Source organism: Actinomycetes bacterium (assembly GCA_022396035.1).
Classification (GTDB): Bacteria; Actinomycetota; Humimicrobiia; order Humimicrobiales; family Humimicrobiaceae; genus Halolacustris.
The window spans coordinates 1-13,522 of record JAIOXO010000020.1; the positions used below are offsets into that span (position 1 = coordinate 1).

General features: G+C 41.3%; 12 protein-coding genes. 7 read left to right on the plus strand and 5 right to left on the minus strand.

Features of this window, described 5'->3' with window-relative positions; genetic code table 11:
• Positions 1-561 precede the first annotated feature (561 nt).
• Positions 562-1,308 (plus strand): Sir2 family NAD-dependent protein deacetylase, encoded by a 747-nt coding sequence (locus tag K9H14_06750; protein ID MCG9479894.1) that lies wholly within the window; start codon positions 562-564, stop codon positions 1,306-1,308.
• A 10-nt stretch (positions 1,309-1,318) separates the two neighbouring features.
• On the opposite strand, the gene nadE is transcribed toward K9H14_06750, so the two are convergent.
• The gene (nadE, locus tag K9H14_06755; GenBank protein MCG9479895.1) at positions 1,319-2,224 is read right to left on the minus strand and encodes an NAD(+) synthase; all 906 of its coding nucleotides are present in this window, start codon (positions 2,222-2,224) and stop codon (positions 1,319-1,321) included.
• Between the two features lie 257 nt (positions 2,225-2,481).
• Here nadE and K9H14_06760 point away from each other — a divergent pair, with 257 nt between their 5' ends.
• The gene (locus K9H14_06760; GenBank protein ID MCG9479896.1) at positions 2,482-4,602 is read left to right on the plus strand and encodes a PAS domain S-box protein; all 2,121 of its coding nucleotides are present in this window, start codon (positions 2,482-2,484) and stop codon (positions 4,600-4,602) included.
• A gap of 5 nt (positions 4,603-4,607) precedes the next feature.
• Here K9H14_06760 and K9H14_06765 read toward each other — a convergent pair whose 3' ends face one another.
• Complete coding sequence (locus tag K9H14_06765; GenBank protein ID MCG9479897.1) at positions 4,608-5,264, minus strand: isoprenylcysteine carboxylmethyltransferase family protein; 657 nt, start codon at positions 5,262-5,264, stop codon at positions 4,608-4,610.
• Between the two features lie 83 nt (positions 5,265-5,347).
• On the opposite strand from K9H14_06765, the gene K9H14_06770 reads away from it, so the two are divergent.
• The 3 genes from K9H14_06770 to K9H14_06780 all read left to right on the plus strand — a co-directional run bounded on the left by K9H14_06770 (position 5,348) and on the right by K9H14_06780 (position 7,674).
• Positions 5,348-5,854: a cupin domain-containing protein gene (locus K9H14_06770; protein ID MCG9479898.1), complete on the plus strand. Its 507-nt coding sequence runs from the start codon at positions 5,348-5,350 to the stop codon at positions 5,852-5,854.
• Between the two features lie 165 nt (positions 5,855-6,019).
• On the plus strand, positions 6,020-6,757 hold the full coding sequence (locus tag K9H14_06775) for an ABC transporter ATP-binding protein (GenBank protein ID MCG9479899.1): 738 nt from the start codon (positions 6,020-6,022) through the stop codon (positions 6,755-6,757).
• Positions 6,754-7,674 (plus strand): SufD family Fe-S cluster assembly protein, encoded by a 921-nt coding sequence (locus K9H14_06780; GenBank protein ID MCG9479900.1) that lies wholly within the window; start codon positions 6,754-6,756, stop codon positions 7,672-7,674. Before K9H14_06775 ends, K9H14_06780 begins: the two co-directional genes overlap by 4 nt.
• On the opposite strand, the gene K9H14_06785 is transcribed toward K9H14_06780, so the two are convergent.
• Both K9H14_06785 and K9H14_06790 read right to left on the minus strand, forming a co-directional pair.
• A complete protein-coding gene (locus K9H14_06785) occupies positions 7,667-8,581 on the minus strand; it encodes a homocysteine S-methyltransferase family protein (GenBank protein MCG9479901.1) in 915 nt (304 codons plus the stop codon). The two genes, K9H14_06780 and K9H14_06785, sit on opposite strands and share 8 nt — an antisense overlap.
• Positions 8,581-8,676 carry an AURKAIP1/COX24 domain-containing protein gene (locus tag K9H14_06790; GenBank protein ID MCG9479902.1) on the minus strand — a complete coding sequence of 32 codons (96 nt, stop codon included), beginning with the start codon at positions 8,674-8,676 and terminating at the stop codon, positions 8,581-8,583. The genes K9H14_06785 and K9H14_06790 overlap by 1 nt, the downstream gene beginning before the upstream one ends.
• A 296-nt stretch (positions 8,677-8,972) precedes the next feature.
• Between K9H14_06790 and K9H14_06795 the strand changes: the two genes are divergently transcribed.
• Positions 8,973-11,258 (plus strand): vitamin B12-dependent ribonucleotide reductase, encoded by a 2,286-nt coding sequence (locus tag K9H14_06795; protein MCG9479903.1) that lies wholly within the window; start codon positions 8,973-8,975, stop codon positions 11,256-11,258.
• 3 nt (positions 11,259-11,261) lie between these two features.
• Here K9H14_06795 and K9H14_06800 read toward each other — a convergent pair whose 3' ends face one another.
• The gene (locus K9H14_06800; GenBank protein ID MCG9479904.1) at positions 11,262-11,801 is read right to left on the minus strand and encodes an O-acetyl-ADP-ribose deacetylase; all 540 of its coding nucleotides are present in this window, start codon (positions 11,799-11,801) and stop codon (positions 11,262-11,264) included.
• 111 nt (positions 11,802-11,912) lie between these two features.
• Between K9H14_06800 and glpK the strand changes: the two genes are divergently transcribed.
• Complete coding sequence (gene glpK / locus K9H14_06805; GenBank protein MCG9479905.1) at positions 11,913-13,472, plus strand: glycerol kinase GlpK; 1,560 nt, start codon at positions 11,913-11,915, stop codon at positions 13,470-13,472.
• Positions 13,473-13,522 lie beyond the last annotated feature (50 nt).

Sequence of the window (13,522 nt, forward strand, 5' to 3'; positions counted from 1 at the left end):
GAATATAGGGCTTATAAAAAAGACCGCTGGCGTCAAATTAGATAATATGGACACCCCAGATGGACCATCGGTACCAATTTCAATAGATGCCGAAGGTGTATATGAATTGATTGAATATAATCTACCTGGTAAATAATAGTAGGGGAGAGCATCAGATATTTCAGGACAGAAGTAAAGAAGTTTTTAATTTTGGAAGATATCGCTTGTTCTAGATAAATCAACATGATTCAAGAATTACAGGTTTTAAAAATTATAAAAATCAATAAGTAATTGAGTTAAAAAGGTTTCAATAATAGCATCTTATATGTGCATGTTTCATGCTGCTATATCAACTCTCTTTTTTGATGGTTTGACGATATTTACAGTACGGGAGAAACTTTGAAAGCAATAACCTCCACCCTCCTTTCCAATAATTATGCTGGCAGTATTTGCGTATTAACCATTACCAAAACCAGAATAAACCGTTAGCCAAAAATCATTTCTGCCAGGTATCAACTCTTTTAAAATAATAATAAATTATCTTAAAATAAAATTAGCCACTACTTATTGGACAGGATGGTTATGGAAAAAGCAGACCAAATAGCAAAACGGATAATAAACAGCAAAAAGGTTAGTGTGCTTACCGGAGCAGGTATATCTACCGAAAGCGGAATACCTGATTTCAGAAGCCCTAAGGGCATATGGCATAAATTCAGCCCAGAGCTTCTATCCAGGCAGACACTGGAAAACAACCCTGATAAATTTTACCGGGAAGGGTTGAATTTGCTTAAAGAGATAAATGGAGTAAAAAACAAGAAACCTAACCGGGCTCATTACCTGTTGGCAGAACTGGAGAGGCAGGGTAAAGTTTCTACTATTATTACCCAAAATATTGACGGACTTCACCAACAGGCTGGATCACGGAAAGTACTGGAAGTACACGGAAACCTGAGGCAGGCTTATTGCATGAAATGCAGTTGTAGATACGGGTTTGACTATCTGATGGATCTGATAAGAAAGAAGCATATACCGCCAAGATGCGGCTGTGGTGGAATTATCAGGCCGGAGATGGTACTGTTTGGGGATATGCTGGGAGAAAGTTACCGGCAGGCTGAAAGAGAAGTTGCTAAAAGTAATTTACTCCTGATTATCGGGTCCAGCCTGGAGGTAAGTCCCGTGAGTAACCTGGTAGCATTCTGTCCCAGGTTTATTATTATAAACAAGGAAGCTACTCCATTTGACCGTTATGCTTACCTGGCATGGCATACCCAGGCTACTGCCGCCCTGGGCCGGATATGCAGCCAGCTTTTGGAATATGAAGATAAATAACAGGGTAAGCTTAAAAATTTAAGGATACTGGCGATTGTCTCTGCCATTCTGATTTATTCACCATAGCCTGTACCTGCTCTATTTCTTCAATGCTGACTGCTGCTATTTCTGAAATATGACCAAAAGTGAGATTGTGTTCTATTCCTGCCAGCACCAGGTCTAATTTTTGGTAAGGAAGATTAAGCAGTTGTTCATCGGTAAGGTTACCGGCCAGATCGGGAGATGGCTGCTTGCTGATTATATTTTCAGGCAGTTGAAGGTACTCTGCCATACTGATTACCTGGGTTTTATATAAGTCCAGCAGGGGCATGATATCTGCTATGCCGTCTCCATATTTTACAAACAGGCCGGTAAGCCATTCGCTTTTATTGGCAGTTCCCACCAGCAGGTAATTGTATAGTTCCGAATAATAGAAAAGTGCACCTGCTCTTAACCGGTTTTTGATACGGATGAAAGCCACTGGCTTGGCCAGCTGCCTGTGTCCGCCTTCCATGCTGGCCATAAAGGGTTGTTGTCCCATATCTTTGCTTAATTTTGAAATGGTTTTGGCAATGAATTTGTTTATGGCAGATTTTGGGAACATAAATGCAGGAGGAAACAGCCTGTATACTCCCAATGCCCACAAGGGCAGGGTAATTTTTTTCATAACATAATCTATATTTAAACTTTTACACAGATTCCGGGCGTCTTTTATGTTCAGTTTCTGAGAATCCCGTTCCGGAAGTAGTATGGCTTTAACCCTTTTGGTGCCCAGGGCCTTTATGCATAATTTTAATACTACTGCTGAGTCCAGGCCCCCGCTTAGCCCCACTACTGCACCATCCCGGTTTAAGGTGAGGGCATAGCCCCTTATAAAGTGCTCAATGCGGTTACAGGCCTGTTCTGGATTTAATTTTAATAACTGGTCTTTATCCATAGCTGTATATTATCATTTAATACCTTTAATAAAAATCTGAGCAATCTCTTGATTTATCATATGAATATGGGGATAAAAGTAGTAAAATTAAAAACACCAATTACAGGGTAGAAGGGGAACAAAGATTTTTTTAACCACTGTAAGGCTTTTATGTTTTAAAACCTGCTTGACGGGTAAAAAAAGCACAACCCATATTCAGCTTAAAGACCTACCTAAGTTGTGCTCTGCCTTAAACTTACCACATATTAGTAAAAAAGATGCCATTATTGAAACGTTACAAACTAATATTTGAACAGGTTCCCTATGCGGTAGCCGTAACTGATAATAAGGGGACAATAGTTGAAGCCAATGAGGCTATGGCCAGGCTGCTGGGGGGAAAAACCGAAGAGCTGCCGGGCAGGAATATATCTTTTTTTACAGGTAAGGATTACCTGAATTCATTTAAAAAACAAATCAAATCATTATCCTCTTCTGCCGGTAGGGCCCGGATTGATTTGAGGTTGGGTAAAAAAGATGGTTATGGGGAGATTCATTTTAGAATCCGGAGACTAGCGGACGGAAAAGAGGAAGCTTATCTCTGGATGGAGACAGGATTAAAGAACAGGGCTTTAAAATTTCAGGATATGGTGGATAATCTGCCGGCTGCAGTAATGGAAATGGATACGGAGGGAAATATAATTTATGCCAATCACAGGCTGGCTAAACTGTTTGGTTACCAGAGACAAGAGGTAGAGGGCAGGAAGAATATAAAAGATTTTGTGCCTGCTGAAGAAAATGAAAAATTATCAGCCAATATCTTTAAGCTTGCCCGGGGTCAGATGGTGGGCAGGAATGAATATACTGCCGCCAGGCAGGATAAAAAAATTATTCCGGTTTTAAGTGATTCTATGCCTTTAAGGGATCTACAGGGAAAGGTTATAGGAATCAGAACAGTTCTTATGGGTATAGTGCAGAGAAAAGAATTTGAGAACAGGCTAGAAGAAAGCGAAGAGAAGTTCAGGATATTTTTTAATAATGCCAATGATCCTATATTTCTTTATGAGTTTGATCCCCGCAGGAAAAAGGTGTCCAATTTTTTAGAGGTAAATCAGGTAGCTATAGAAAGATATGGCTATACCAGGGAAGAGTTTTTGAATATGTCTATTAAGGACCTACTGGATAAGGATTCCTGCAAAAAGGTTCCCCTGATACTGGATATGATTTCTTCCAAGGGCAAGCATACCTTTGAAGTAACACATCTATTGGAAGAGGGAAAGAAAATACTGGTAGAGGTTAGCTCCAGGATGTACTCATGGAATGATAAGGATATTATTTTATCTACTGCCAGGGATATAACCGAAAGGAAAAAAGCTGAAAACCAGGTTAGATATTACAGCTTTCATGATAAGCTGACCGGCCTGTATAACCGTTCCTATTTTGAAGAAGAACTAAAGAGGCTGGATACCAGGAGGCAGCTTCCATTGAGCATAATAATGGGTGATCTGGACGGCCTGAAGCTTATAAATGATGCTTTTGGTCATCTGGAAGGAGATAAGCTGTTAGTTAAGACAGCAAAGTTATTGGTTGAATGCTTCAGGGAAGAGGATATAGTGGCCAGATGGGGAGGAGATGAATTTGCAATCCTGTTGCCCAAAACTGCTTCCTGTACGGCAAATGAACTGATTAATAGAATTAAAGATAAAAGCAAGGTGGAGACCATACAGAGAATTCCTCTGTCTATTTCACTGGGATTGGCTACCAAGAATAAGGCTTATCAGCAAATAGAAGAAAAATTAATAGAGGCAGAGGGCCTTATGTACAGGGCAAAGCTTAATGAAGCTAAAAAGGTATCTAAGCTGGTCATAGATTCTTTAAGAAAAGCACTGTCTGAAAAATTACATCATACCCCACAAATTGATAACATCAAGTTCTATGCCAAAGAACTGGGCAAGGTGTGCGGGCTAAAGGGTCACAAATTGGATGTTTTGATGCTGCTATGTGATTTTTATGATATTGGCTTGATTTCTATTCCCGACGACACTCTGTTATCCAGAAGGAAGCTTAACAAAAAAGATTTAAAAAATATACAGAAGCATCCGGAGGTTGGTTACAGGATATGCGTAGCTTCGCCCCACCTTTCCGCTATTGCTTTTGACGTTCTTTCTCATCATGAATGGTGGAATGGCAATGGTTATCCCCAGGGCTTGAAGGAAAACCAAATTCCTTTAAATTCACGTATTATTGCTGTCATTGATGCTTATAAAGCTATGGTAAACAACAGGCCTTACCGCAAAGCCATGGGTATGGATAAAATAGTCAAAGAGATTAGAGCAGGTGCAGGCAAACAGTTTGATCCTGAGCTGGTGGAGAAGTTTATTTCCCTTATCTCCAAGGATTAGCCTGTTTATTCTTCCAGCTCTTTAGAAAACTGTCTGTAGACAGAAGGTTTGACACTTATGTACCGGCCTACATTTTCCTTATAGTTTTGGTATTGCTGTGTATATATTTTGGTCAGGAATCTTTCTTCAGCTATGGCCTGATAGTGCAGTATGGCTGCTACTGTGATCCAGAGTATTAAAAAGATGAGGTTTGCCCATATAAGGAATGTGCCCAGAAAATAAAGGTTGAAAAAGACATAAATGGGGTGCCGGCAGTAACGGTATATTCCAAATTTTACCAGTTTTCCCGGCCTGGTTTCATCTATTCCCAATCTCCAGGAGGTGCCCAGGTTTATCAGGGCCCAGACAAATAGGATAAACCCTATTATTATCAGGGCCAGGCCCAAAAACCGCAAATAGTTGGTTTCAAAAAGCTTTATATTCAACGGCCAGCCAAATATTCTAAATTCCAGATTCAGGGCATAAAACAGTACCTCGAAGCTCCATATGTTTACTATCAGGAATAATATAATTTCTAAAATATGCCTTATACCGTCACGCCTTATGTTTAAAGCAATGGGGTTAATTTTATTCTTTCTTTTTATGTATATGGTTTTTCCAATGATAAAACAGAGGAAGAAGGCAAGAAGAAACACCTGGATATAATTCAAAAATTTTTCCAAATTAGTTTTCTTGTATTTTAAATTATCTACATTTTAATATAATTTGTAGTAGATGAAAATTAAACAGATAAGAGGAGGTCGGCATGAATATAGTTGAAAGTATTATTGAAGAATTTAATATGAAACAATTACCCGGTGAAGGTGGTTATTATGTGGAAACCTACCGCTGTAAAGAAATCATAGATAAGTGTTGTCTTAGTAAGGTTTATAAGGGGTCCAGGAATATATCCACAGCCATACTCTACCTTATAACTCCGGAGCATTTTTCCCACTTACACCGGTTAAAAAGTGATGAAATATTCCATTTCTATAGCGGAGATCCGGTGTACATGCTCAACCTCTTTGAGGATGGCACAGCATCAGAGGTAATATTAGGCCAGGATATATGGTCTGGGCAAAAAATGCAGCATGTTGTGCCCAGGGACTGCTGGCAGGGTGCCTGCCTAAAACCAGGAGGCAGTTATGCATTACTGGGTACTACGGTGGCTCCAGGTTATGATTCTTCAGATTATCAGAATAGCCAGGGATTTAAGAAAAAGCTTATAGAAAAGTATCCCCGGTACAGAGATGGAATTGAAAAGTTGATTTAACCGGATTGTTGAAATAGATGGTAATAATCTTTACTGTATTAATTTATTAGAAAAAATTTCATTGAACCTACTATATTTAAAACCTTAAATATCCAGGATTTATCTCCTAACTAAAAAATACTAATTCTGCTATAATTTATTATCTTTGAAAGCAAGGAGAACACTATGGGCATATTAAACATAAAAGACCTTAAGTGGTCCATAAATGGCAGCAATATACTTAATAATATAAACATGGATTTCAAACAGGGTGTAATCCATTCAGTAGTGGGGCCTAATGGAGTAGGGAAGACCACACTGGGAAATGTAATAATGGGAATAGAAGGATACCGGGATTTTGAAGGGGATCTAATCTATGAAGGCCAATCCATTAAAAAATTAAATCTTTACCAGAGGGCAAAGAAAGGAATAACCATGTCCTGGCAGGAACCGGCCAGGTTTGAAGGATTAACTGTAGAAAAGTTCATTTCTGCAGGAGCCAGGGATAAGAGCAGGCAGAATACAGAAGATTTCTTAAAGAAAGTGGGCATGAATCCTTCTGATTATTTGCACCGGGCAGTGGATAAAAACCTTAGCGGGGGAGAAAGAAAGAAAATAGAGCTGGCATCTATCCTGGCAATCGAACCCAAACTGGTAATACTGGATGAACCGGATTCAGGTATAGATGTAGCATCTTTGCAGAATATTTTTGATGCCATGAAATATTTAAAGGAAAATGGCGCTACCATTATCCTTATAACCCACAGTCTGGAAGTTCTCAAGCAATCAGAACATGCTTTTCTGCTTTGTTGCGGCTCGGTCCTTAAACAGGGCACAGTAAAAGAGATATCCAGTTATTTTGAAAACAAGTGCCTGCCTTGTGACCATATAAATCAACCCAGCAAAAATGGAGAAAGCTTATGAGTATTGAAGATATAATTAATGCAGCCAATATACACCAGGCTATCCATGATAAGGATACTGCCAGGCTGGTTATAGATAGAGACAAGGTATTGGATAGCCATGAAATAGAAGGCCTGAAGGTAAAGACCAGGCAGATAAAAGATGGGGTAGATATAGACATAAGGCTGGCCAGAGATACTATAGTAGAAAAACCGGTGCACCTTTGCTTTGGGGTTACCCACAAACAGGCAGTACAGAGAATTATTATGAACGTAGACATTGAAGACAATTCCAGAATTACCATATTTTCCCATTGTGTTTTTCCCAATGCAGAGGATGTAAAACATATAATGGACGGCACCATAAGGGTAGGGAAAAATGCCAGATATTCCTATCTGGAAAAACATATCCACAGCGAGCAGGGAGGTATAACTGTAATCCCCAAAGCCAAGATTAATCTTGAACAGGGAGCCAGATTAAAGACCGAATTTGAGCTGCTCAGGGGCAGGGTAGGTAATATTGATATTGATTATGAAACAACCTGCGGTCCGGATTCAGTCATGGAGATGACTGCAAAAATTGATGGCAAAGGTGACGATGTCATAAAAATCAGAGAAGCAGGAAACTTGATAGGAGAAAATTCAAGGGGTGTACTTACCTCCAAGGTAGCTGTGCGGGACAGGGCAACCGCAGAGGTATACAACAAGCTGGTAGCCACCGCTGCTTATGCCAGAGGTCATGTAGACTGCAAGGAAATAATCCAGGGAGAAGCTAAAGCCAGTGCCATCCCCATAGTAAAGGTAGAACATCCCAAAGCCCATATCACCCATGAGGCATCAATAGGCAGTGTCGATTCCAAACAGCTTCAAACATTGATGTCCAGAGGTCTGGATGAAGATAAAGCAGTGGAATTAATAATAGAAGGTCTTCTTAGCTGACTGCCTTTATAATCTCTCTTATATGCTGGGGAGTACTTCCGCAGCAGGCTCCAATAATAGAAGGACTGTATTGCAGGTATTTAGAAATATTTTCAGCCATTTCTGCGGCTGATTCATTATAGATGGTCTGGCCGTCTTTTAGGACCGGCAAGCCTGCATTAGGCTGAAATATAAGTTTTGCATCTTTATCTGATTCTCTCATTTTTCTGACTACATCCAGCATGGAAACAGATCCCAGGCTGCAGTTTGCGCCGACCACCGATACTCCTGCCTCCTGCAGCTGTTTAACCGCATCTTCAGCCTTATTGCCCATCATGGTAACCCCGTTTTTTCCAAAGGTCAGAGTACAGAGGATGGGAAGATCGGCTGCAACCTGGCGGGCAGCTTCAATAGCCGCAAAAGCTTCATTAATATCCATAACCGTCTCGATCAAAATTATGTCCGCTCCCTCCCGGGCCAGAACCTCTATCTGCTGAGAGAAATAATCGGTGGCCTGTTGTTTGCTTATGGTACCGGAAGGTTCAAGCAGCTGTCCCAGAGGGCCGATATCTGCAGCTATAAAAACTCTTCTGGAGTTACCGGTCTTGGATCTGTATCTGGCAATGGCTTCCTTTACTGATGCGGCTGCATTTTTATTTATCTCTTCCAGATCCTGCTGAAGCCCATAGGATTTAAGCTTTACGGGGTTGGAGCCAAAGGTATTGGTCTGTATGATATCCGAGCCTGCCTCCAGGTACCCCTGGTGGATTTCAATTACCTTATCTATATTCTGCCGGTCTATGTTTAACTGGTCAGGGGCTACTTCTATTCCCATAGACTGGAGCATGGTTCCCATGGCTCCGTCTCCTATAAGAATCCTTTTAGCCAGAGCGTCCAAAAAAGATATATTTTTATTTAACTCAAACATTACTTATTTCTTCTATGCCATTTAGTTTTTTTAAGCATTTTCTTATGTTTCTTTTTTCTCATCTTCTTTTTCCTTTTCTTAATTATAGAGCTCATAATTACCTCTTTTTAAGTTGTTACTATTGTAATCATTGTACCATATATAGTGAGGAAAGAATTATACCAGAATAATTGAAGGTAAGGAAATATATAAGGGAAAAACTCTGGTCTAGCTGTGATAATTTAATAAATACAGCAATTACTATTGACATACTATATGTTGTGCACTAATATTGAGACATACACTATATATGCTGTTATTATGATAATTATATAATAATTTTTAAGTAATCCCAGGTATGATTTACCTTTAAGCATAAATAAATTAATATAACTTTTTTAGGGGTTTAATAATGGATAAAGTAAAAAAATCTGAGCAATACTACTCAAATAAAGAATTAAACTTAACCGAGAATGCTATCAAGGTTCTGGAACGGAGATACCTTAAAAGGGATCAGAAAGGGGATTTACTGGAAAATCCCAATGATATGTTTTTAAGGGTAGCCAAAAATATTGCTTCTGCAGAGAAAAATTACGGCAAAAGTGAACAGGAGATAGCAGAGATAGAGAGAAAGTTTTTTGACATAATGTCAGATCTTGATTTTTTACCAAATTCCCCTACATTGATGAACGCAGGTAAAGAGCTGCAGCAGCTGGCAGCCTGTTTTGTGCTTCCAGTGGGTGATTCAATGGGAGCTATCTTTCAGGCTTTGAAAGAAACTGCCCTGATACAAAAATCTGGAGGGGGAGTGGGTTATTCCTTTTCCGATATACGCCCAAAAAACGATGTGGTACTTTCCACCAAGGGTGTTTCCAGTGGCCCTATATCTTTTATGACTGTGTTTAATGCAGCCACGGATACCATAAAGCAGGGCGGAACCAGGCGGGGAGCCAACATGGGTATTCTAAGGGTAGACCACCCGGATATACTGGAATTTATTACCGCTAAAGAAAACAGTGAAAAGCTTACTAATTTCAATATATCGGTTGGAGTTACCGAAGCTTTTATGAAAGCAGTAGAAAGCGACACTGAATACGAGATTATGAACCCCAGGACCAAAGAGGTTGTAGACCATTATAAAGCCAGGGATATATTTAAAAAGATAGTAAAGCACGCCTGGTCCAACGGAGACCCGGGCATTATCTTTTTGGATCGGCTCAACAAAGATAATCCTACTCCCAATCTGGGCCAGATAGAGAGCACCAACCCCTGCGGAGAGCAGCCCCTGCTTCCCTATGAAGCCTGTAATTTAGGGTCTATCAATTTAGCCCATATGGTAAAGGAAGAGGCAGCTGCCAGAGTTGTAGATTATGAAAAATTAAGAGAGACAGTTCATGTAGCGGTCAGGTTTTTGGATGATGTTATAGATATGAGCATATATCCATTGGATGAGATTGACCAGATGGTAAAACAGAATAGAAAAATAGGGCTGGGGGTAATGGGCTTTGCAGATATGCTGGTTCAGCTGGGTATGCCCTACAACAGCGAAGAAGCCCTGGAGATAGCAAGAGAAATAATGAGCTTTATACAGGATGAATCAAAACAGGCATCCAGGAACCTGGCCAGAGAAAGAGGCCCGTTCCCTGCTATTAAGGGAAGCGTCTATGATTGTCCTGATGAAGAGCCTATTAGAAATGCCACTACCACCACTATTGCTCCTACCGGCAGCTTGAGCATTATTGCCGGCTGTTCCAGCGGCATAGAGCCTATTTTTGCTATATCCTTTACCAAGAATGTTATGGACAATGACAAACTGGTAGAGGTAAATCCATATTTTGAACAGATTGCCAGGGAAGAGGGTTTTTATTCCAGAGATCTTATGTTAAAGATTGCCGATCAGGGAAACCTGGATGGCCTAGAAGAAGTACCCCAGAAATATAGAAGAATATTTGTTACTGCCCATCAGATAACCCCGGTATGGCATGTAAGGATGCAGGCAGCATTCCAAAAATTTGTGGATAATGCAGTGTCCAAGACAGTAAACTTTCCCAATAATGCAGCTGAAAAAGATGTTGAAGATGTATATATGCTGGCTTACAGGCTGGGCTGCAAAGGCATAACCATATACAGGGACGGAAGCAGGGAAAGCCAGGTACTAAAAGTAGAGGGCAAGAAAAAGAAAACGGTAAAAGTACCGGAACTACAGATGGAGCCCGAGACGGTATCTGCCACCATAAAGCCCAGGTCCAGGCCTGATGTTACCAGGGGTATGACCAAGAAATATGTTATCGGAGGATGCGGCAAGCTGTATGTAACTGTAAATGCTGATGAAAAAGGGATCTGTGAGGTATTTACTAACACTGGTGAAGAAGGCTGCTCGGCATTAACCGAGGCCATAGGCAGGCTTATCAGTATAACTATTAGGTCTGGTATAGACCTGGTTTCCATATTAAGCCAGCTGGAAGGCATTAGATGCATCACCTGTATTGCTGATGATAATACCCATGTACTTTCCTGCCCTGATGCTATAGGAAAAGCAATTGAGTATTCGGTAAAGGGAACCAATAAATTTGACTTGGATGTAAAGGGAGGCCCCCGGTCCATAATGATATGTCCCGAGGAAGGGTGCGGCGGAATTATGGAGCCGGAGGGTGGATGTTATGTCTGCAGAAACTGCGGCTACTCCAAGTGCTCCTAAGTCTTAGCCGGTAATCTTATTCAGGCTTGACCGGTAGGACTGAAAGTCAGTACTGGAGAAAAGGACCAGCCTGACCAATTTAGGGTTCTGGTTTTTAGTCAGGTAATCAATTATTGTGTTTAGGGCAACAGCCGAGGCTTGGTTTACCGGATAGCCGAATATGCCTGTGCTTATGGAAGGAAAGGATATGCTTTCTATATGTTTCTTTGATGCCATAGCCAGGCTGTTTCTATAGCAATGGCCCAGGTTTACCGGGTCGCTGGAAGAATTACTGTATACCGGTCCAACTGTATGGATTACATATTTTGCGGGCAGATTGTAGCCCCTGGTTATCTTTGCTTCTCCCGTATGGCAGCCTCCCAGAGTTTTACATTCCTGCCACAGCTGTGGTCCGGCCGCCCGGTGAATTGCTCCCGATACCCCTCCCCCAGGTGAAAGACGGCTGTTGGCTGCGTTAACGATAGCTTCCGTGTCCTGTCTGGTTATATCTCCCTGAACCAGTTCAAGTCTGGTTTTACCGATTTCATGTATTATTTTTCCCATGGCTGCCTTCCTGCTGCAATATGACCCTGATAAGCTTATACTTTTAAATTAAGGCTTTTAGATTATAATATATAATATATTCTTTATATACAAATGGAGGGATAAAAAATAGTGCTCCTGTCAAAAAGTGACGCCTTGCCCCGTACTACTGTCAGAAAGCAGAAGAAAGCATATCCCGGAGAAGGCTATATAGGGGTTCTGGACTTGGGAACTACTTCGGTAAGGTTTATTATATTCAAACTGGATTCTACGGTGCAGGCTCAGGCTTTCCAGCCCATAGCCCAGACCTATCCTCAATCTGGATGGGTAGAGGAGGACTTAAATGAAATATGGTCGGCAGCCTGTATGGTGATAGAAGGGGCCATAGATCAGGGTAATATAAAGGCAGACAGTATTCTGGCACTGGGAATCACCAACCAGAGGGAGTCGGTAGGGTTCTGGGATAAAGATTCCGGCAAACCCCTGGCCCCCCTTATTGTATGGCAGGACAGAAGGACTTCCAGACTGTGCAAGCAGCTTAAGGATAAAGGTTACGAACAGGCGGTAAGAGAAAAGACAGGCCTCACCATAGACCCCTATTTTTCCGGCACTAAAATTAACTGGATGCTTAAAAATAATGATGCTGTAAGGGATGCTGCCAGCCGGGGGAGAGCTGTTTTTGGAACCCTGGATTCTTTTATAATTTACCGGCTTACCGGCAGTCATATTACTGATTACTCCAATGCCTCCCGTACCCTTCTGTTTAATATAAGCAGCCTGAAATGGGATGATGAGCTGCTGGACATATTTGGTGTACCTAAAAACATACTGCCTGAGGCCAGGCCCAGTTATGGCCATAACTATTTCGGTAAAACGGATAGACTTTCTCCTTTTAAGGCAAGCATTCCCATACAATGTGTATTTGGTGATCAGCAAGCGGCATTATTTGGACAAAAGTGCTTTTACCGGGGGGACGTCAAATCCACCTTTGGCACCGGCTCTTTTATTATGATGAACAGCGGGAAAGAAAAAGTTAACAGCAAACACGGGCTCCTTTCCACTATTTTTTACAGTAATGGACGGGAGCTGTTTTATGCCCTGGAAGGTTCGGTATATAATACCGGCAGCGTATTTCAGTGGCTTAAAGAGGGAATAGAGATAATAGGTGATTACAAGGATATAGAGTTTCTGGCATCAGGGCAAGATTACCAGAAGGACCTGTTTCTGGTGCCTGCCTTAACCGGAATGGGGGCTCCCTACTGGGATCCTCTTGCCCGCGGGTTATTGATTGGCATTACCCGCTCTACCAGTAAAAAGCAAATAGTAAGGGCTGCGGTGGAGTCCATTGCCTACAGGACACTGGATGTCTTGAATGTATTGGAAAGGGAGACCAATCTGTACATTTCCAGCATCAAGATAGACGGGGGAGTTACCCGGAACAGGCTTTTTTGCCAAGTACTGGCAGATATCACCGGTAAGGAAATTAATAAACTGGATCTTCCTGAAATTACTGCCCTGGGATCCATGTATGGGGCAGGGCTAAGCATAGGGCTGTGGTCTTCCCAGAAAGACATCAAACAATCAATGGGCTACCAGAAATATGTATCTCAGATGGAAGTAGAGCTCAGAAATAATCTTTATAGCAATTGGCAGAGAGCAGTGGATAGGGCCAAGAACTGGGCGCAGGAATAACCAGTTTTATTTAGTCCATGGTATAAATCCTTAATCTGAGGTGTCTTATT